At 53.6% G+C, this 21,012-nt stretch carries 18 protein-coding genes; 17 read left to right on the plus strand and 1 reads right to left on the minus strand.

Annotated features, from left to right (window positions below; genetic code table 11):
* Window positions 1–21: 21 nt before the first annotated feature.
* Complete coding sequence (locus tag BN2591_RS01035) at window positions 22–1,605, minus strand: TerC family protein (RefSeq protein ID WP_086868327.1); 1,584 nt, start codon at window positions 1,603–1,605, stop codon at window positions 22–24.
* A gap of 693 nt (window positions 1,606–2,298) precedes the next feature.
* Between BN2591_RS01035 and BN2591_RS01040 the strand changes: the two genes are divergently transcribed.
* From BN2591_RS01040 to wzxC, 17 genes are all read left to right on the plus strand, one after another.
* Window positions 2,299–3,444: a polysaccharide export protein gene (locus BN2591_RS01040; protein WP_086868329.1), complete on the plus strand. Its 1,146-nt coding sequence runs from the start codon at window positions 2,299–2,301 to the stop codon at window positions 3,442–3,444.
* 2 nt (window positions 3,445–3,446) lie between these two features.
* Entirely contained in the window at window positions 3,447–3,890 is a 444-nt protein-coding gene (wzb, locus tag BN2591_RS01045) for a low molecular weight protein-tyrosine-phosphatase Wzb (RefSeq protein WP_086868331.1), read from the plus strand.
* Window positions 3,891–3,892: 2 nt separating this feature from the next.
* Window positions 3,893–6,061, plus strand: coding sequence for a tyrosine-protein kinase Wzc (wzc, locus tag BN2591_RS01050; RefSeq protein ID WP_086868333.1), 2,169 nt, complete (start codon window positions 3,893–3,895; stop codon window positions 6,059–6,061).
* 103 nt (window positions 6,062–6,164) lie between these two features.
* Window positions 6,165–7,010, plus strand: coding sequence for a colanic acid biosynthesis glycosyltransferase WcaA (gene wcaA, locus BN2591_RS01055; RefSeq protein WP_086868335.1), 846 nt, complete (start codon window positions 6,165–6,167; stop codon window positions 7,008–7,010).
* Window positions 7,010–7,501: a colanic acid biosynthesis acetyltransferase WcaB gene (gene wcaB / locus BN2591_RS01060; protein ID WP_086868337.1), complete on the plus strand. Its 492-nt coding sequence runs from the start codon at window positions 7,010–7,012 to the stop codon at window positions 7,499–7,501. Before wcaA ends, wcaB begins: the two co-directional genes overlap by 1 nt.
* Window positions 7,498–8,715, plus strand: coding sequence for a colanic acid biosynthesis glycosyltransferase WcaC (gene wcaC / locus BN2591_RS01065; protein WP_086868339.1), 1,218 nt, complete (start codon window positions 7,498–7,500; stop codon window positions 8,713–8,715). The genes wcaB and wcaC overlap by 4 nt, the downstream gene beginning before the upstream one ends.
* Complete coding sequence (wcaD, locus tag BN2591_RS01070; protein WP_065370571.1) at window positions 8,690–9,910, plus strand: colanic acid polymerase WcaD; 1,221 nt, start codon at window positions 8,690–8,692, stop codon at window positions 9,908–9,910. Before wcaC ends, wcaD begins: the two co-directional genes overlap by 26 nt.
* Before the next feature lie 13 nt (window positions 9,911–9,923).
* Entirely contained in the window at window positions 9,924–10,670 is a 747-nt protein-coding gene (gene wcaE / locus BN2591_RS01075) for a colanic acid biosynthesis glycosyltransferase WcaE (RefSeq protein WP_086868341.1), read from the plus strand.
* Between the two features lie 22 nt (window positions 10,671–10,692).
* Window positions 10,693–11,247, plus strand: coding sequence for a colanic acid biosynthesis acetyltransferase WcaF (wcaF, locus tag BN2591_RS01080; RefSeq protein ID WP_086868343.1), 555 nt, complete (start codon window positions 10,693–10,695; stop codon window positions 11,245–11,247).
* A 26-nt stretch (window positions 11,248–11,273) separates the two neighbouring features.
* The gene (gene gmd, locus BN2591_RS01085) at window positions 11,274–12,395 is read left to right on the plus strand and encodes a GDP-mannose 4,6-dehydratase (protein ID WP_017458486.1); all 1,122 of its coding nucleotides are present in this window, start codon (window positions 11,274–11,276) and stop codon (window positions 12,393–12,395) included.
* A gap of 2 nt (window positions 12,396–12,397) precedes the next feature.
* Window positions 12,398–13,363 carry a GDP-L-fucose synthase gene (fcl, locus tag BN2591_RS01090; RefSeq protein ID WP_086868345.1) on the plus strand — a complete coding sequence of 322 codons (966 nt, stop codon included), beginning with the start codon at window positions 12,398–12,400 and terminating at the stop codon, window positions 13,361–13,363.
* 2 nt (window positions 13,364–13,365) lie between these two features.
* Window positions 13,366–13,839 carry a GDP-mannose mannosyl hydrolase gene (locus BN2591_RS01095; protein ID WP_086868347.1) on the plus strand — a complete coding sequence of 158 codons (474 nt, stop codon included), beginning with the start codon at window positions 13,366–13,368 and terminating at the stop codon, window positions 13,837–13,839.
* On the plus strand, window positions 13,836–15,140 hold the full coding sequence (gene wcaI / locus BN2591_RS01100; RefSeq protein ID WP_086868349.1) for a colanic acid biosynthesis fucosyltransferase WcaI: 1,305 nt from the start codon (window positions 13,836–13,838) through the stop codon (window positions 15,138–15,140). Before BN2591_RS01095 ends, wcaI begins: the two co-directional genes overlap by 4 nt.
* Entirely contained in the window at window positions 15,137–16,573 is a 1,437-nt protein-coding gene (cpsB, locus tag BN2591_RS01105) for a mannose-1-phosphate guanyltransferase (protein WP_086868351.1), read from the plus strand. Before wcaI ends, cpsB begins: the two co-directional genes overlap by 4 nt.
* Window positions 16,574–16,682: 109 nt before the next feature.
* Window positions 16,683–18,053, plus strand: coding sequence for a colanic acid biosynthesis phosphomannomutase CpsG (cpsG, locus tag BN2591_RS01110; protein WP_086868410.1), 1,371 nt, complete (start codon window positions 16,683–16,685; stop codon window positions 18,051–18,053).
* Between the two features lie 57 nt (window positions 18,054–18,110).
* Complete coding sequence (gene wcaJ, locus BN2591_RS01115; RefSeq protein WP_086868353.1) at window positions 18,111–19,505, plus strand: undecaprenyl-phosphate glucose phosphotransferase; 1,395 nt, start codon at window positions 18,111–18,113, stop codon at window positions 19,503–19,505.
* A gap of 9 nt (window positions 19,506–19,514) precedes the next feature.
* Entirely contained in the window at window positions 19,515–20,993 is a 1,479-nt protein-coding gene (gene wzxC / locus BN2591_RS01120) for a colanic acid undecaprenyl disphosphate flippase WzxC (protein ID WP_086868355.1), read from the plus strand.
* Window positions 20,994–21,012 lie beyond the last annotated feature (19 nt).

Below are 21,012 nucleotides of genomic sequence, written 5' to 3' on the forward strand. Positions count from 1 at the left end.
CGGGGCGAACCCCGGCATGTTTTACACTTCGTAATCGAGATTAGTGTCGCTGCCAAGCGGAATAAGCTGCACTTTTTGCACCCGATGGCTTTCAACATCCAGCGTTTTTAGCAGGTAATCACCCACCTGCACCTCTTCTCCCGGCTGTGGAATGCGTTGCAAATACTCCATCAGCAGTCCGGCAATGGTGTGATATTCGCGTTTATCGTCGAGCGGCAGCGGGACATACTGAACCAGATCTTCCAGCGGCATATGACCGTTTGCCGTCCAGCTACCGTCACTGTTTTTCTGAATATCGTGGCGCGCGTCAATCTCTTCTACTTCGTTGGGCAAATTGCCGGCGATAGTTTCCATCACATCGCTTAAGGTGACCACCCCTTCAACGGAGCCAAACTCATCCACCACAAACGCAAAGTGAGTACGAGCATTACGGAACTGTTCCAGTGCCTGCAACAGCGGTAATCCTTCCGGGAACACCAGCGGCTGACGCACCAGCACGCGCAGATCGAGCGGTTCGCCATGTAACGATTGCTGGAGCAGATCGAGGATATGCACCACGCCCAGCAGGGTGTCATCCTCTTCGCCACCGGTGACAACCACACGCGTATGCTGGTTTTTATCCAGCAATGCGCGGACTTCAGCTTCCGGCGCGCTCAGATCAATATGTTCAATATCGTGACGCGACGTCATGATGCTGCTCACTGTACGCTGATTAAGATTCAGCACGCGCTCAATCATCCGCCGCTCCTGCGGGTTGAAAATCTGACCATCGTCGCCGTCGCGCAGCATTGAGGCGGCATCGGCATCCAGCTCCGCTTCTTCTTTACGTCCGCTCAGCAAACGCATGACCGTTTCGGTGGTGCGCTGGCGCAGCGTGCGGTTGGCGAACAGAAAACGGCGGCGGTTGAAGATAGCCAGCTGGTTCAGCGCTTCAATCATTACCGAGAAACCAATCGCGGCGTACAGGTAACCTTTCGGTATATGGAAACCAAACCCGTCTGCCACCAGGCTAAAACCGATCATCAGCAGGAAGCTGAGACACAGAATAACAATCGTAGGATGGTTATTGACGAAGCGGGTGAGGGATTTACTCGCCAGCAGCATCAGCGAAATGGCGATAACCACCGCCGCCATCATCACGGCCAGGTGATCAACCATCCCTACGGCCGTGATCACGGAATCCAGTGAGAACACCGCGTCCAGCACAACAATCTGCGTTACCACGGCCCAGAATTTCGCGCCGCGCCGCTGCGTGGGGTTGTCGCTGTCTTTCCCTTCGAGGCGTTCGTTGAGTTCAACCGTTGCTTTAAACAACAGGAACAGCCCGCCCACTAACATAATTAAATCGCGGGCACTGAAACTGAGGCCGCGTATGGTAAATAAAGGTTGGGTCAGTGTGACCAGCCAGGAAATTGAGGCCAGCAACAGCAGGCGCATCAGCATGGCGAGTATCAGACCGGTGACGCGCGCGCGGTCACGCTGCGCCGGTGGCAATTTCTCGGCGAGAATTGCAATAAAAACCAGGTTATCAATACCAAGCACCAGTTCAATCACGACCAGCGTGACCAGACCAGCCCAGATTGACGGATCGGCAATCCATTCCATCGTTAACGTAACACCTTATGTGATATGACAATTGTCACAATGCGATCATGGATAAAGCTGAGATAAATTGCAATGTTAGCCTGCGATTTATCTTATTTTAGGTGGTTATTTAAAACGCTTTAAATGTTATTTCCTTATTGTTTCTGTGATTAATTATAACTATTTAAATATGGAAAATAGGAAAAGTCGCATCGCTAATATCAGCTCGGTTTTTTGTCAATATGCGGTAAATCCTAAAAAGCTAAATTTTTGGTCTTAATATTATTCTTAAAAAGATGTTTATCTCTGAATGTCGCCTTGCCTGCTATTCGCTTAGCTGCAACAATTCCTCCAGCATCGTTCAAATATACCAGCGTGTTTATTTTCAGCATTGTTAATCAGTGCGAAAGCCGGTACCTGCCGTATTTTATCTGGTTGGTAAATAGCGCCACCAGAAAGAGGATGTAATGGATGACTATCAATGACTTAGCGTCAATCAGTGAATTGGTAACTGAAAGCCAGGGGCGGTAGCGTGCCTGCGGGTATGTCAATCAGCCTGGATTATTCTGTAATCGCATGTGGTTGAATAAACGCTTTTTAGGACTGATGCCAGTTATATTTCTCAAGAATTAACTGCATTCTGAATCTGTGTACAGCTTGAGCGCTTATTTAAATCGCACAGGATAATTACTCTGCCAAAGTGATAATTAATCAATGATGAAATCTAAAACGAAATTGATGCCATTATTGGTGTCCATTAGCTTGATGAGTGGCTGCACCGTCTTCCCCGGGAGCAATATGTCTACGATGGGAAAGGATGTGATTAAACAGCAGGATGCTGATTTTGATATAGACCGTATGGTGAATGTCTATCCATTAACCCCACGTCTGATTGAACAATTGCGCCCGCGCACCAATGTTGCTCAACCGAATATGTCACTGGATCAGGAGATTTCCGCCTACCAGTACCGCGTTGGCCCAGGGGATGTGCTGAACGTAACCGTGTGGGATCACCCGGAACTCACCACGCCAGCCGGTCAGTATCGTAGTTCGAGCGATGCCGGTAACTGGGTACAACCCGATGGCACCATGTTCTATCCGTACGTCGGTAAGATTCACGTCGCCGGTAAGACGCTGAATGAGATCCGTAGTGATATTACCAGCCGTTTAGCGACCTATATTGCTGACCCGCAGGTGGACGTTAATATCGCCGCGTTCCGCTCACAAAAAGCCTATATCTCCGGTCAGGTAGCGAAATCGGGTCAGCAGGCGATCACCAACGTACCGCTTACCGTACTTGATGCGATCAACGCCGCGGGTGGTCTGACCGACAGCGCAGATTGGCGCAACGTCGTGCTGACACACCAGGGCCAGGAACAACGTATTTCGCTGCAGGCGCTGATGCAAAACGGCGATCTCAGCCAGAACCGTTTGCTCTACCCCGGCGACATTCTGTTTGTTCCGCGCAATGACGATCTGAAAGTGTTCGTGATGGGCGAAGTGAAAAAACAGAGCACGCTCAAAATGGACTTCAGCGGTATGACGCTGACCGAAGCGCTCGGCCAGGCCGAAGGTATCGATCTGACCACCTCCAACGCCAGCGGCATTTTTGTTATTCGTCCGCTCAAAGGCAACGAAAGTGGCCGTGGCAACAAGATCGCCAACATTTACCAGCTCGACATGTCGGATGCCACGTCGCTGGTTATGGCAACGAACTTCCGTCTCCAGCCGTATGACGTGGTGTATGTCACGACCGCACCGGTTGCGCGTTGGAACCGTCTTATCAACCAGTTGCTGCCGACAATCAGTGGCGTTCGCTACATGACCAACACGGCCAACGACATCCAAAATCTGCAATGACTATGTTCAACAAAATTCTGGTGGTATGCGTGGGGAACATTTGCCGTTCCCCCACGGCAGAACGGCTGCTGAAAAAATACCAGCCCGCTTTAACGGTGGACTCAGCCGGGCTGGGCGCGCTGGTTGGACGTAGCGCGGACGCCAACGCCGTGAGCGTGGCGGCGGATCATCAACTCTCTCTGGAAGGGCATTGCGCGCGACAAATTACCGGAAAAATGTGCCGCGAATACGACCTGATTCTGGTGATGGAAAAACGTCATATTGCTCGCCTGTGCGAGATTGCCCCGGAAATGCGTGGAAAGGTCATGTTATTTGGCCACTGGGATAACGAGCGGGAGATCCCCGACCCGTATCGCAAAAGTCGTGAAGCTTTTGAAGCTATTTACACCTTACTTGACCAGTCTGCCCGCCATTGGGCGCAGGCATTGCAAGCTCAGCAGGGATAATAATGACAGAGAAAACACACCATTCGCATTCTGCTGCCCCGGCGGTGGGCAACGACGAAATCGATATTGGCCGTTTGCTCGGCACAATCATTGAGGCTCGCTGGTGGGTGCTGGGCATCACCTCGGTCTTCGCACTGATTGCTGTGGTCTACTGCCTGTTCGCCACCCCTATTTACAGCGCCGATGCGCTGGTGCAAATCGAGCAGAACACCGGAAGTTCGCTGGTGCAGGATCTGAACAGCGCGCTGTCGAACAAGCCACCGGCGTCGGACGCGGAAATCCAGCTTATTCAGTCACGCCTGGTGCTGGGTAAAACCGTTGACGATCTCGATCTGGATATCTCCGTGGTGAAAAACACCTTTCCGCTGTTTGGGGCAGGGTGGGATCGCCTGATGGGGCGGCAGAACGAGACGGTGAAAGTCACCACGTTCACGCTGCCAAAAGGCATGAACGAGCAGACTTTCACATTAAAAGTGCTCAGCCCGAAACAGTATCTGTTAAGCAGCGACGGCGGTTTTGAAGCGCGCGGCGAAGTGGGGCAACAGCTCAGCAAGCAAGGCGTCACCATGATGGTGAGCGCCATTCAGGCCTCAAATGACAGCGAGTTCACCGTGACCAAGTTTTCTACGCTTGGCATGATTAACAATCTGCAAAACAACCTGACGGTAACCGAGAACGGTAAAGACACCGGCGTGCTGAGCCTCACCTATACCGGCGAAGACCGCGATCAGATCCGCGCCATTCTGGACAGCATCACGCGCAACTATCTTGAGCAGAACATTGAGCGCAAATCCGAAGAAGCGGCCAAAAGCCTGGTCTTCCTCGATAAGCAACTGCCGGAAGTACGCAAAAACCTCGATGAGGCCGAGGAAAAACTCAACACCTACCGTCAGCGCAAAGACTCCGTCGACTTGCCGCTGGAAGCGAAATCGGTACTCGATTCGATGGTCAACATCGATGCGCAGTTGAACGAACTGACCTTCCGTGAAGCGGAAATCTCCAAACTTTATACCAAAGTTCACCCGGCTTACCGCACGTTGCTGGAAAAACGTAAAGCGCTGGAAGATGAGAAAGCGAAGCTGAACGATCGCATCACCGCGATGCCGGAAACGCAGCAGGAGATTGTTCGCCTGACGCGCGATGTCGAATCAGGCCAGCAGGTTTATATGCAGTTGTTGAATAAACAGCAGGAGCTGCGTATCACCCAGGCGAGTACCGTTGGCGATGTGCGTATTGTCGACCCGGCCATTGCACAACCGGGCGTGCTGAAGCCGAAGAAAGCGCTGATCATTCTTGGCAGCATTATCCTGGGCCTGATTGTTTCGGTAGTCGGCGTGCTGCTGCGCTCGCTGTTTAACCGCGGTATCGAAAGCCCGCAAGTGCTCGAAGAGCAGGGCATCAGCGTCTACGCCAGCATTCCACTGTCGGAGTGGCAAAAAGCGCGGGATAGCGTCAAAACCATCAAAGGGGTTAAACGCTATAAGCAGAGCCAGTTGCTGGCGGTGGGCAACCCAACGGATCTGGCCATCGAAGCGGTGCGCAGCCTGCGTACCAGCCTGCACTTCGCCATGATGCAGGCCAATAACAATGTGTTGATGATGACCGGGGTTAGCCCGTCAATCGGTAAAACCTTTGTCTGCGCCAACCTGGCGGCGGTGATTAGCCAGACCAATAAACGCGTACTGCTGATCGACTGCGACATGCGCAAAGGTTACACCCATGAACTGCTGGGCACCGACAACGTAAATGGCTTGTCCGAAGTGCTGGCCGGGAAGGGGGCTATCGAGAGTTGCGCGAAGCCAACTTCTATCAGCAACTTTGACCTGGTGCCGCGCGGTCAGGTGCCGCCAAACCCATCTGAACTGCTGATGAGCGAACGCTTTAGTCAACTGGTGAAATGGGCCAGCAGCCACTACGACCTGGTGCTGATCGATACCCCGCCGATCCTCGCGGTAACGGATGCGGCAGTCGTGGGTCGTCACGCCGGCACCACGCTGATGGTGGCGCGTTACGCGGTGAATACGCTCAAAGAGATCCAGACCAGCCTGAGCCGCTTCGAGCAAAACGGCATTCAGGTGAAAGGCGTGATCCTGAACTCGATTTTCCGCCGCGCGACCGGCTACCAGGATTACGGCTACTACGAGTACGAATACAAGTCCGATTCAAAATAACCAGACCTTACCTCTGTCCCTCAACGCGCTGCGCCTTTTCCCTTATGGGAAAAGGCGGCAGTAAGGGCGAAAGCGGCATGTTGAACGCATTAGGGAACGCATCATGAGCACAACAGCAAACCCGTTAATTTCAATTTATATGCCAACCTGGAACCGGCAACAGCTGGCGATCCGCGCGATTAAATCGGTGCTGCGCCAGGATTACCCGCACTGGGAAATGATCATTGTTGATGACTGCTCCGCAAACTTCGAGCAGTTACAGCAGTTTGTTGATGAGCTGGGCGACCCGCGTGTCAGTTACACGCGTAACGCCTTTAACTCCGGTGCCTGCGCGGTGCGTAACCAGGCGATTTTGCAGGCGAAAGGCCAGTACATTACCGGCATTGACGATGACGATGAGTGGACGCCAAACCGTCTGTCCGTTTTTCTGGCGCACAAACATCTGCTTAATACCCGCGCTTTTTTGTACGCCAACGATTATGTCTGCCAGGGCGAAGTCTATGCGCAACCGGCGAGCTTGCCGCTCTACCCGAAATCGCCGTTCTCGCGCAAGCTGTTCTACAAGCGCAACATCGTGGGCAACCAGGTGTTCACCTGGGGCTGGCGTTTTAAAGAGAGCTTATTTGATACCCAACTGAAGGCGGCGCAGGATTACGACATTTTCCTGCGGATGGTCGAGGAGTACGGCGAGCCGTGGAAAATCGAAGAAGCCACGCAGATCCTGCACATTAATCACGGTGAAATGCAGATCACCTCTTCGCCGAAGAAATTTTCCGGTTACTTCCACTTTTATCGTAAGCACAAAGACAAATTCGATCGCGCCAGCAAGAAATATCAGCTGTTTACCCTCTACCAAATTCGCAATAAGCGGATGAACTGGCGCACGTTGTTGACGCTGTTTTCTCTGCGTAACGGTAAGCGTCTGGCTGATGGGCTGCGGGGGAAATAATGCGTCTGGAAGATTTTCGCGCTAATCACTGGAATTTGCGCCCGTGCTGCATGGTAGCGGCGTACCGCATTGCCCATTTTTGCTCCGTGTGGCGCAAAAAACATGTCATCAACAATCTCTGGGCTGCTCCCGTCATTTTGTTGTACCGCTTTGTCACCGAATGCCTGTTTGGCTATGAAATTCAGGCCGCAGCTACCATTGGTCGCCGCTTTACCATTCATCACGGTTATGCGGTGGTGATCAATAAATATACTGTCGCCGGGGATGATTTCACCATTCGTCATGGTGTCACCATCGGCAACCGTGGGCCCGATAACCTGGCCTGTCCGGTGATTGGCAACAACGTTGAACTGGGTGCCAACGTAGTGGTGATTGGCGATATCACCATTGGTAATAACGTCACCATTGGCGCGGGGAGCGTGGTGCTCGACAGCGTGCCGGACAACGCGCTGGTGGTTGGCGAAAAAGCGCGCGTGAAGGTGATTAAATGAATATTTTGCAATTTAACGTGCGCCTTGCAGAAGGCGGTGCCGCAGGCGTCGCGCTCGATTTACATCAGCGCGCGCTGCAACAAGGTATTTCATCACGTTTTATTTACGGCTATGGCAAAGGCGGCAAAAAAAGCGTCAGCCACGACAACTATCCGCAGGTGTATAAACAGACACCACGTCTGACATCCATCGCTAACCTGGCGCTGTTTCGTCTGTTTAACCGTGATGTTTTTGGCAACCTGAATAATCTCTATCGCACTGTGACCCGCACAGAGGGGCCGGTGGTACTGCATTTTCATGTCATGCACAGCTACTGGCTGAATCTGGATGAACTGGTGACATTTTGCCAGAAGGTGAAAGCGCACAAGCCGGATGTCACTTTTGTCTGGACGCTGCATGACCACTGGAGCGTGACCGGGCGCTGCGCCTTTACCGATGGCTGTGAAGGCTGGAAAGAGAATTGCCGCAAATGCCCGACGCTGTCGAACTACCCGCCGGTGAAAGTTGATCGAGCCCATAAGCTGGTCGATAGCAAACGTCAGTTATTCAACGACATGCTGGCGCTCGGCTGCCAGTTTATCTCCCCCAGCCAGCATGTGGCGGACGCCTTTAATAGCCTGTATGGTGCCGGGCGTTGCAGCATTATCAATAACGGCATTGATGTAGCGACAGAGGCCATTCTTGCCGAACTGTCGCCGGTGAAAGAGACGCAAGGTAAACCGAAGATTGCGGTGGTGGCGCACGATCTGCGTTACGACGGCAAAACCAACCAACAACTGGTGCGTGACATTATGGCGATGGACGACCGCGTGGAGCTGCATACCTTCGGTAAATTTTCCCCGTTTGAGGGTAAAAACGTCGTCAACCACGGTTTTCTGACTGATAAGCGCAAATTGATGAGTGAACTCAACGAGATGGACGCGCTGGTCTTTAGTTCCCGCGTGGACAACTATCCGTTGATTTTATGCGAAGCGTTATCGATCGGTGTGCCGGTGATTGCCACCCATAGCGATGCGGCGCGCGAAGTGTTGCAGAAATCGGGCGGTAAGACCTTCAGCGAGCAGGAGGTATTGCCGCTGGTGCAGTGCCATAAAGCCGACATTGCCCAGGCGGTATTTGGCGAAAGCCTTGACGCGTTCCGCGCGCGCAGCCGCCAGGCATACAGTGGCCAACAGATGCTGGAGGAGTATGTCTCATTCTATCAAGGTCTGTAGCTACCTCCTGCTGCCGCTCATTTACCTGCTGGTTAACGTCAAACTCCTCCAGTTAGGAGAGAGTTTTCCAATCACTATCGTAACGTTTTTGCCGGTGCTGCTGCTGCTCTATGTTGAGCGCATCAGCGTGAAAAAACTGATGATAGCGCTGGGTGCCGGGGCAGGATTGACGCTGTTTAACTTCATTTTCGGTAAGTCGCTGGACGCCAGTAAATATGTCACTTCGACGATGCTGTTCGTTTATATCGTGATCATCATCGGCATGGTGTGGAGTATCCGCTTCAAAACCATTTCACCGCATAATTACCGCAAGATATTGAGATTTTTCTATGCGGTAGTGGCCTTCGTGGTGCTGTTAGCGGCGATGGAAATGGCGCAGATTATCCTCACAGGCGGCAGCAGTTTAATGGAGGGGATTTCGAAATATCTCATCTATAGCAACAGTTACGTGCTGAATTTTATCAAGTTCGGCGGTAAGCGTACTACGGCGTTATATTTCGAACCGGCATTCTTCGCTCTGGCGTTAATCTCAATTTGGCTCAGCATCAAACAGTTTGGTATCAAAACGCCGAAGACCGATGCTATGATTTTGGCAGGGATAGTTCTTTCGGGATCGTTCTCAGGGGTAATGACATTTATCCTGTTTTATCTGCTGGAATGGGCTTTCCAGTATCTGAACAAAGAGGCGATCCGTAAAAAGTTACCATTGGCAATTATTTCACTGGCAGTGTTTATTGTTGGCGTTGTATTTGCTTTTCCATATATCGCAGAACGAATCGGCGATTTAGGTACGGAAGGCTCTTCCTCGTATTATCGTATTATCGGTCCGCTGGTGATGGTGGGATATTCACTGACCAATATTGATGGTGTAGTAAGATTTGGCTCACTTTACGAATATGTCGCATCATTCGGAATCTTTAACGGTGCGGACGTCGGGAAAACAATAGACAATGGGTTGTATCTGCTGATCATTTATTTTTCATGGTTCGCAGTATTACTGACCGGATGGTATCTGTTTAAAGTTGGAAAAATGACGATAAATGCCTTTGGCAACAATCAGAATTTTCGCGTTCAACTTTATCTGTTCACTCCGATATCGTTGTTTTTTACGGGGTCTATTTTTAGCCCGGAATATGCGTTTTTAATCGTTTGTCCATTTATTCTGCGCAAAGCGTTGAATATAGCGACTACATGATGAGGTGGGTCAAATGCTGCTAAGTGTTATTACTGTCGCGTTTCGTAATTATGAAGGTGTGATGAAAACCTGGCAGTCGCTGGCTCACCTGGCGAAAGCGCAAAATATTGAATTCGAATGGATTGTGGTTGACGGCGGTTCTCAGGATGGTACTGAGGAATTTCTGAAAAACCTCAACGGTCAGTACAATTTACGTTATATCAGCGAACGCGATAAAGGCATCTATGATGCCATGAATAAAGGGATCGATATGGCCGCAGGACGCTTTGCGCTGTTTCTCAATTCCGGCGATATTTTCCATGAAGAAATTGTGGATGTTGTTCGTCAGCTGGACGATGAGAAAGAGAATGCAATGTATATTGGCGATGCGCTGCTGGATTTTGGCGATGGCACAAAAATACGTCGTGGCGCAAAACATGGCTGGTATATTTACCACAGCTTACCGGCCAGCCATCAGGCTATATTTTTCCCGGTAAATGGTCTGAAAACTTACCCCTACGATCTGCAATATAAAGTCTCTTCCGATTACGCTTTAGCCGCCAGAATGTTTAAAGCGGGGTTCCCGTTTAAACGTTTGAAAGGTCTTGTATCTGAATTTTCGATGGGCGGCGTATCAACGTCTAATAACCTTGAATTATGTCAGGATGCTCGCAATGTGCAGCGTAAAATATTACGCATGCCGGGCTTCTGGGCACAGTTGTCTTATATGTTGCGTTTACGGACGACCGGCAAAACGAAAGCCTTATATAACAAAGCATAACGCTCAGATATAAGGAAAAATGATGCAGGATTTAAAAGGATTCTCCGTGCCGAAAGGCTTTCGGGGCGGCAACGCTATTAAGGTTCAACTGTGGTGGGCGGTGCAGGCGACATTATTCGCCTGGTCCCCGCAGGTGCTGTATCGCTGGCGCGCATTTCTGTTGCGTTTATTTGGCGCAAAGATTGGAAAAGGCGTGGTTATTCGTCCATCGGTAAAAATTACTTATCCGTGGAAATTAACATTAGGCGATTACAGCTGGGTAGGAGATGACGCAGTGTTATACACGCTGGGTGATATTTCTATCGGTGCGAATTCAGTGGTTTCTCAGAAATGTTATTTGTGCACCGGCAGTCACGATTATATGAGCGCGCATTTTGATATTAACGCGACGCCAATCGTGATTGGTGAGAAGTGCTGGCTGGCGACAGATGTGTTTGTCGCGCCGGGCGTCTCCATCGGCGACGGGACGGTAGTCGGTGCGCGCAGCAGTGTTTTTAAATCGCTTCCGGCAAATGTGATTTGCCGTGGCAATCCCGCAGTGGTGACGCGCGAACGCGTTGAAAAGGTAACTCCCTGAACTGGGACTATTGAGGAAAATAAATTATGTCTAAAGTCGCTCTCATCACCGGCGTAACCGGGCAAGATGGCTCTTATCTGGCGGAACTGCTTCTGGAGAAGGGTTACGAAGTTCACGGCATTAAACGCCGCGCTTCCTCATTCAATACCGAGCGTGTGGATCACATCTATCAGGATCCGCACACCAGCAACCCGAAATTCCATCTGCACTACGGTGACCTGACCGATACCTCCAACCTGACGCGTATCCTGCAGGAAGTGCAGCCGGATGAAGTCTACAACCTGGGCGCGATGAGCCACGTGGCTGTGTCGTTCGAATCCCCGGAATATACCGCCGACGTTGATGCCATGGGTACGCTGCGTCTGCTGGAAGCCATTCGCTTCCTGGGTCTGGAGAAGAAAACCCGTTTCTACCAGGCGTCCACCTCTGAGCTTTATGGTCTGGTGCAGGAAATCCCGCAAAAAGAGACCACGCCGTTCTACCCGCGCTCTCCGTACGCGGTTGCCAAACTGTACGCGTACTGGATCACCGTGAACTACCGCGAATCCTACGGCATGTATGCCTGCAACGGCATTCTGTTCAACCACGAATCTCCGCGCCGTGGCGAAACCTTCGTGACCCGCAAAATTACCCGTGCTATCGCCAATATCGCACAGGGTCTGGAATCCTGCCTGTACCTCGGCAACATGGACTCCCTGCGTGACTGGGGCCATGCCAAAGATTACGTAAAAATGCAGTGGATGATGCTGCAACAGGAAAAACCGGAAGACTTCGTTATCGCCACCGGCGTGCAGTACTCCGTGCGTCAGTTCGTGGAAATGGCGGCGGCACAGCTGGGTATCAAACTGCGCTTTGAAGGCACCGGCGTAGAAGAGAAAGGCATTGTCGTTTCTGTGACCGGCCATGACGCACCGGGCGTGAAACCGGGCGATGTGATTGTTGCCGTTGACCCGCGTTACTTCCGTCCTGCTGAAGTGGAAACCCTGCTCGGCGACCCGAGCAAAGCGCACGAAAAACTGGGCTGGAAACCGGAAATCACCCTGCAGGAGATGGTCTCCGAAATGGTGGCAAAAGATCTGGAAGCAGCGAAAAAACACTCACTGCTTAAGGCCCACGGTTACGAGGTTGCCATCGCGCTGGAGTCCTGAGCATGACCAAACAACGTGTTTTTGTGGCTGGCCATCGCGGGATGGTGGGGTCAGCCATCGTACGGCAGCTCGAACAGCGGGCGGATATCGAACTGGTGCTGCGTTCCCGTGAGGAACTGAACCTGTTAGACAGCGCGGCTGTGAATGCGTTTTTCGCCAGTGAGCGTATCGATCAGGTTTACCTGGCGGCGGCGAAAGTGGGGGGTATTGTGGCGAACAATACCTACCCGGCGGACTTCATCTACGAAAATATGATGATTGAGAGCAACATCATTCACGCCGCGCACAAGAACGACGTGAACAAGCTGTTGTTCCTCGGTTCGTCCTGCATCTACCCGAAACTGGCTCACCAGCCGATTGCGGAAAGTGAGCTGTTGCAGGGGACGCTGGAGCCGACCAACGAGCCGTACGCGATTGCCAAAATCGCCGGTATTAAGTTGTGCGAATCCTACAACCGTCAGTATGACCGTGATTACCGCTCGGTGATGCCGACCAACCTGTACGGGCCGCACGACAACTTCCATCCGAGCAACTCGCATGTGATCCCTGCGCTGCTGCGCCGTTTCCACGAAGCGACGCAGGAAAATGCGCCGGATGTGGTGGTGTGGGGCAGCGGCACGCCGATGCGCGAATTCCTGCATGTGGATGATATGGCTGCGGCCAGCATTCATGTCCAGGAGCTGGCGCGCGAAGTGTGGCAGGAGAATACCGAACCGATGCTGTCGCACATCAACGTCGGCACCGGCGTGGACTGCACCATTCGTGAACTGGCGCAAACCGTGGCAAGCGTGGTGGGCTACAAAGGTCGCGTGGTGTTTGATGCCACCAAACCGGATGGCACGCCGCGCAAACTGCTGGATGTGACCCGCCTGCATCAGCTTGGCTGGTATCACGAGATCTCACTGGAAGCGGGGCTTGCCAGCACCTACCAGTGGTTCCTTGAAAACCAGCACCGGTTCCGGGGGTAAGTATGTTTTTGAGTCAGGAAGATTTTGCCACGGTGGTGCGTTCAACCCCGCTGATTTCCATCGATTTAATCGTGGAAAACTCACGCGGCGAGTTTTTACTCGGCAAGCGCACTAACCGCCCGGCCCAGGGATACTGGTTTGTCCCGGGCGGACGCGTGCAAAAGGACGAGCCGCTGGCGGCCGCTTTCGAGCGACTGACTCAGGCGGAACTGGGACTGCGCCTGCCGATGTCGGCAGGCGAGTTTTACGGCGTCTGGCAGCACTTCTATGACGACAACTTTTCCGGCCCGGATTTCACCACGCATTACATCGTGCTGGGCTTCCGCCTGCGTGTGGACGAAGAGACCCTCGCGCTGCCGCCGGATCAGCACAACGACTACCGCTGGGGAACGCCGGAGTCACTGATTGCCGACCCGCTGGTACATGACAATAGCCGCGCCTATTTCCTCGACGCGCAGGGAGTACCGGGCTTATGAAAATCCTGGTCTATGGCATCAACTATTCGCCGGAGCTGACCGGGATCGGTAAGTACACCGGCGAAATGGTGGAATGGATGGCTCGTCAGGGCCATGACGTGCGCGTGATTACCGCGCCGCCGTACTACCCGGAGTGGAAAGTGGGCGCGCAATACAGCGCCTGGCGCTGGCGCAAAGAGCAGGGTGCCGCCACCGTGTGGCGCTGCCCGCTGTATGTGCCCGCGCAGCCATCGACCTTAAAGCGGCTGCTGCATCTGGGCAGCTTTGCCCTGAGTAGCTTCTTTCCGTTGATGGCGCAGCGTCGCTGGAAACCGGATCGCATTATCGGCGTCGTGCCGACCCTGTTTTGCACGCCGGGCATGCGCCTACTGGCAAAACTGAGCGGCGCGAAAACCGTGCTGCATATTCAGGATTATGAAGTCGACGCCATGCTGGGGTTAGGCATGGCGGGTAAAGGCAAAGGTGGCCTGGTGGCGAAACTGGCGACCGCCTTTGAACGCAGCAACCTGCATAACGTTGACAACGTGTCGACCATCTCCCGCTCGATGATGAACAAAGCGCGGGAGAAAGGCGTGGCGGCGGAAAATCTTATTTTCTTCCCGAACTGGTCCGAAGTGGCGCGTTTTCGCGATATCGACGACGGATCCGTCGCGCAACTGCGACGCACGCTCGGCCTGCCGGATGACAAAAAAATCATTCTTTACTCCGGCAATATCGGTGAGAAGCAGGGGCTGGAAAACGTTATTGAAGCGGCGGCAAAACTGCACAACCAGCCGTGGCTGTTTGTGATTGTCGGTCAGGGTGGCGGCAAGGCGCGGCTGGAAAAAATGGTCAGCGAGCGCGGGCTTCACAACGTGAAATTCTTCCCGTTGCAGCCGTATGACGCGTTGCCTGCCTTATTAAAAATGGGCGATTGCCATCTGGTTATTCAAAAACGCGGCGCGGCTGACGCCGTGCTGCCGTCCAAACTGACCAACATTCTGGCGGTCGGCGGCAATGCCGTCATTACCGCCGAAGAGAGTACCGAACTTGGCCAGCTGTGCCTGAACCAGCCTGGCATTGCGGTCTGCGTTGAACCGGAATCGGTCGACGCGCTGACCTGGGGCATTGAACGCGCGCTGGCGCTGCCCAAAAACAACACGGTGGCACGTGAATATGCCGAACGCACGCTCGAAAAAGAGAACGTGTTAAGCCAGTTTATTGCAGATATCAGCCCGGAGAATTCCATTCAGCCCGCACTTGCCCGCGAAAGCGTGCATGACGGCGAACTGAACTTCGATGGCAATGGGGATAAATCATGAGTCAAACACAACTGTACCCGGTCGTGATGGCCGGCGGCTCTGGCAGCCGTTTGTGGCCGCTGTCCCGTGTGCTTTACCCTAAACAGTTTCTCTGCCTGAAAGGCGAACTCACCATGTTGCAAACCACCATCTGTCGCCTGAACGGTGTGGAGTGCGAAAGCCCGGTGGTGATTTGTAACGAACAGCACCGCTTTATTGTGGCGGAGCAACTGCGTCAGCTGCACAAACTGACCGAAAACATCATTCTGGAACCGGCTGGTCGCAACACGGCTCCGGCTATCGCGCTGGCGGCGCTGGCGGTAAAACGCCACAACCCGGATAGCGATCCGCTGATGCTGGTGCTGGCCGCTGACCATGTGATCCAGGATGAAGAGGCGTTTCGCACGTCGGTACGCAATGCGATCCCTTACGCCGAAGCGGGCAAACTGGTGACCTTTGGTATCGTGCCGGATCTGCCGGAAACCGGTTATGGCTACATCCGTCGCGGCGCGGTTTCAGCCGGTGACGTCGATGCGGTGGCGTTTGAAGTGGCGCAATTTGTCGAAAAACCCAACCTCGAAACGGCGCAGGGTTATGTGGCGAGCGGCGAGTATTACTGGAACAGCGGTATGTTCCTGTTCCGCGCCGGTCGCTATCTGGAAGAGCTGAAAAAGTATCGTCCGGATATCCTTGAAGCCTGCGAAAAAGCGATGGATGCCACCGACCCGGATATGGACTTTATCCGCGTCGATGAGGAGTCTTTCCTCGCCTGCCCGGAAGAGTCGATTGACTATGCGGTTATGGAACGCACCGCCGATGCGGTGGTGGTGCCGATGGATGCGGGCTGGAGCGATGTTGGCTCCTGGTCGTCGCTGTGGGAAATCAGCCAGCACACGCCGGAGGGAAACGTCCATCACGGCGACGTCATCACCCATAAAACCGAAAACAGCTACGTTTACGCGGAATCGGGGCTGGTGACGACCGTCGGGGTGAAAGATCTGGTGGTGGTGCAGACCAAAGATGCGGTGCTGATTGCCGACCGTAACGCCGTGCAGGATGTGAAAAAAGTGGTCGAGAAAATCAAAGCCGACGGGCGCCACGAACATCACATTCACCGCGAAGTTTACCGCCCGTGGGGTAAATATGACTCCATCGACTCCGGCGACCGCTACCAGGTAAAACGCATTACCGTGAAGCCGGGCGAAGGGCTTTCCGTACAGATGCATCACCACCGCGCTGAACACTGGGTGGTGGTTGCCGGTACGGCAAAAGTGACGATTGATGGCGAGGTGAAACTGCTGGGTGAAAACGAATCTATCTATATTCCGCTCGGCGCGCGCCACTGTCTGGAAAACCCTGGGAAAATTCCGCTCGATCTGATCGAGGTACGCTCCGGTTCGTACCTTGAAGAGGATGACATTGTGCGGTTCGCCGATCGTTACGGCCGTATTTAATTCCCGTGCCGGATAACGAGAAAGTTATCCGGTTTATAAATTTAAATTAATCAACAAGATATGGCCATTTTACGGTCACGGCTGACTGTTGCCTGAAGAAGAGGTAATGATGGAAAAATTAACCTGTTTTAAAGCTTACGATATTCGCGGCAAGCTGGGCGAAGAACTCAATGAAGATATTGCATGGCGTATTGGCCGCGCCTACGGGGAGTACCTGAAGCCGCAGACCATCGTGCTGGGTGGCGATGTGCGCCAGACCAGCGAAGCGCTGAAGCTGGCGCTGGCGAAAGGGTTGCAGGACGCTGGTGTGAATGTGCTGGATATTGGTCTTTCCGGCACCGAAGAGATCTATTTCGCCACCTTCCATCTGGGCGTTGACGGCGGTATCGAAGTCACCGCCAGCCATAACCCGATGGACTATAACGGCATGAAACTGGTGCGTAAGGGCGCGCGGCCGATCAGCGGTGATACTGGCCTGCGCGATGTGCAGCGTCTGGCGGAAGCCAATGATTTCCCGCCGGTGAACCCGGAAAAACGCGGCAGCTACGAGCAAATTAATCTGCGCGACGCCTATATCGATCACCTGATGGGCTATATCGATACCAATAACCTCAAGCCGCTGAAGCTGGTGATTAACTCCGGTAACGGCGCGGCAGGCCCGGTGGTGGATGCCATTGAAGCCCGCTTTAAGGCGCTGAATGTGCCGGTGACGTTCGTCAAAGTGCATAACGAGCCGGACGGCACCTTCCCGCACGGTATTCCTAACCCGCTGCTGCCGGAGTGCCGCGACGATACCCGCAACGCGGTGATTGAACATAAGGCCGATATGGGCATTGCTTTTGATGGCGACTTTGACCGGTGCTTCTTGTTCGACGGGGAAGGGCAGTTCATCGAAGGCTACTACATTGTTGGCCTGCTGGCGGAAGCGTTCCTCGAAAAACATCCGGGCGCGAAGATTATTCATGACCCGCGCTTGTCGTGGAACACGGTGGATGTTGTTGGCCGCGCGGGCGGTACGCCAGTGATGTCGAAAACCGGCCATGCCTTTATTAAAGAGCGGATGCGCGAAGAAGACGCTATTTATGGCGGCGAAATGAGCGCGCACCACTACTTCCGTGACTTTGCCTACTGCGACAGCGGCATGATCCCATGGCTGCTGGTCACCGAACTGCTGTGCCTGAAAGGCAAAACGCTGGCGCAACTGGTGCGCGACCGCATGGTGGCGTTCCCGGCGAGCGGCGAGATCAACAGCAAACTGGCGGACCCGGCGACGGCGATCAACCGCGTTGAACAACACTTCACGCCTGGCGCGCTGGAGATCGACCGTACGGACGGCATCAGCATCGCGTTTGCCGACTGGCGCTTTAACTTGCGCTCTTCCAACACAGAACCCGTTGTACGTCTGAACGTTGAATCGCGGCGCGACGAGGAACTGATGAAAGCGCGAACGCAGGAAATTCTGGCACTGTTGAATCAATAACGATAAGGCGTTCCTCTCCCCGATGCCGGGGAGGGAACATTACAGGCAGGTACAACAATGACTCATCTCAAAAAACGCGACCGGGCCAAAACGAATGCATCGTTAATCTCTATCGTGCAGCGCTTCTCCGACATCACCATTATGTTCGGTGGCCTGTGGTTGGTGTGTAAGGTCAATGCGCTGCCGTTCTTCTACATGCATCTGCTGATGGCTCTGATTACACTGGTTGTTTTCCAGATGATCGGCGGAATGACCGATTTTTACCGCTCCTGGCGGGGCGTAAAAATCATGACCGAACTGACGCTGCTGTTGCAGAACTGGACGCTGAGCCTGATTTTCAGCGCGGGTCTGCTGGCGTTCAATACTGATTTTGATAACACCTTCAACATTTATCTGGCCTGGTATTTATTGACCTCGATGGGGCTGATGCTGAGCCGGGCGGTGATCCGCTTTGGCGCAGGCTGGCTGCGTAACCTTGGCTACAACACGCGCCGCGTGGCGGTGGCGGGTGACATGCCGATGGGCCAGGAACTGCTGGAAGGTTTTCGTAATGAGCCCTGGCTCGGGTTTGATGTGGTCGGGGTTTACCACGATCCACAACCGGGCGGCATTACCACAGGCTGGGCGGGGAATCTCGACCAACTGGTGGAAGATGCGAAAAGCGGGAAAATTCACAACGTCTACATCGCCATGTCGATGAACGATGCGGCCTGCATTAAAAAGCTGGTGCGCCAGCTGGCCGATACCACCTGTTCGGTGATCCTTATCCCCGATGTCTTCACCTTTAATATTCTGCACTCGCGGGTGGAAGAGGTGAACGGCGTGCCGGTGGTGCCGCTGTATGACACGCCGCTTTCCGGTGTCAACCGCATCCTGAAACGTCTGGAAGACATTGTTCTCGCCTCGCTGATTTTGCTGCTCATCTCCCCGGTGCTGCTGGCGATTTCGGTGGCGGTGAAACTCAGCTCGCCGGGGCCGGTTATCTTCCGCCAGACGCGCTATGGCATGGACGGCAAGCCAATCAAGGTGTGGAAATTCCGCTCCATGAAGGTGATGGAAAACGACAAAGTGGTGACGCAGGCAACGCAGAACGATCCGCGCGTCACCAAAGTCGGCAGTTTCCTGCGCCGTACGTCGCTCGATGAACTGCCGCAATTTATCAATGTGCTGACCGGCGGGATGTCGATCGTTGGCCCGCGCCCGCATGCGGTGGCGCATAACGAGCAGTACCGCTCCCTGATTGAGGGCTACATGCTGCGCCATAAAGTGAAACCCGGGATTACCGGCTGGGCGCAAATTAACGGCTGGCGCGGTGAAACCGACACGCTGGAGAAAATGGAAAAACGTATTGAGTTCGATCTCGAGTACATCCGTGAATGGAGCCTGTGGTTCGATATCAAAATCGTTTTTCTGACCGTCTTTAAAGGCTTTGTTAACAAAGCGGCGTATTAAGGAAAGGTCATGAGCCTGAGAGAAAAAACCATCAGCGGCGCAAAGTGGTCCGCCATGGCGACCCTGACCATTATTGGTCTGGGGCTGGTGCAGATGACCGTGCTGGCGCGCATTATCGATAACCACCAGTTCGGTCTGCTGACCGTCTCGCTGGTGATTATCGCGCTGGCGGATACGCTGTCGGATTTCGGCATCGCCAACTCGATTATTCAGCGTAAAGAGATAAGCCATCTCGAACTGACCACGCTGTACTGGCTCAATGTTGGGCTGGGCATTGTGGTCTGTATCGCTGTTTTCTCCCTGAGCGGGGTGATAGCCAATGTGCTGAATAACCCGGATCTGGCACCGCTGATTAAAACGCTGTCGCTGGCTTTTGTGGTGATCCCGCATGGCCAGCAGTTTCGCGCGTTGATGCAAAAAGAGCTCGAGTTCAACAAGATAGGCGCCATTGAAACGCTGTCGGTACTGGCGGGCTTCAGCTTTACGGTCATCAGCGCGTTCTTCTGGCCGCTGGCGATGACCGCGATCCTCGGTTATCTGGTTAACAGCGCCGTGCGCACGCTGCTGTTTGGTTATTTTGGCCGCAAAATTTACCGTCCTGGGCTGCATTTCTCGCTGGCGTCTGTCAGTTCCAACTTGCGTTTTGGCGCCTGGCTGACGGCAGACAGCATCATCAACTATGTGAACACCAACCTTTCCACGCTGGTGCTGGCGCGTATTCTCGGTGCCAGTGTCGCCGGGGGCTACAACCTGGCGTACAACGTGGCGGTGGTGCCGCCGATGAAGCTCAACCCCATCATCACCCGCGTACTGTTCCCGGCGTTTGCCAAAATCCAGGATGACACGGAAAAGCTGCGCGTGAACTTTTACAAGCTGCTGTCGGTGGTCGGGATCATTAACTTCCCGATCCTGCTGGGGCTGATGGTGGTGTCGAACAACTTTGTGCCGCTGGTGTTTGGCGACAAATGGAACAGCATCATTCCTATCCTGCAACTGCTGTGTATTGTCGGCCTGTTGCGCGCGGTGGGTAACCCGATCGGTTCGCTGCTGATGGCGAAAGCGCGGGTGGATATCAGCTTTAAATTCAATGTCTTTAAAACGTTTCTCTTCATTCCCGCCATTATTGTCGGCGGACATCTGGCGGGGGCGCTCGGCGTGACGCTTGGTTTTCTGCTGGTGCAAATCATCAACACGGTTCTGAGCTACTTCGTGATGATCAAACCGGTGCTCGGCTCCAGTTACCGTCAGTACATCCTGAGCCTGTGGCTGCCCTTTTACCTGTCGCTGCCGACGCTGGTGGTGAGCTATGGCCTAGGCCTGGCTCTGAACGGACATCTGCCGCTGGCGGCGATGCTGGCGATTCAGGTCGCAGCGGGCGTGGTGGCGTTCGCCGGGATGCTGATTGTGTCGCGTAATGCGCTGGTGGTGGAGATGAAACGCCAGTTTTGCCGCAACGAGAAACTTAAAACGCTGCTTCGCGCAGGATAAGAAACCTGATTGAACCCCT

This window comes from Kosakonia pseudosacchari (genome assembly GCF_900184035.1).
Lineage (GTDB): Bacteria > Pseudomonadota > Gammaproteobacteria > Enterobacterales > Enterobacteriaceae > Kosakonia > Kosakonia pseudosacchari.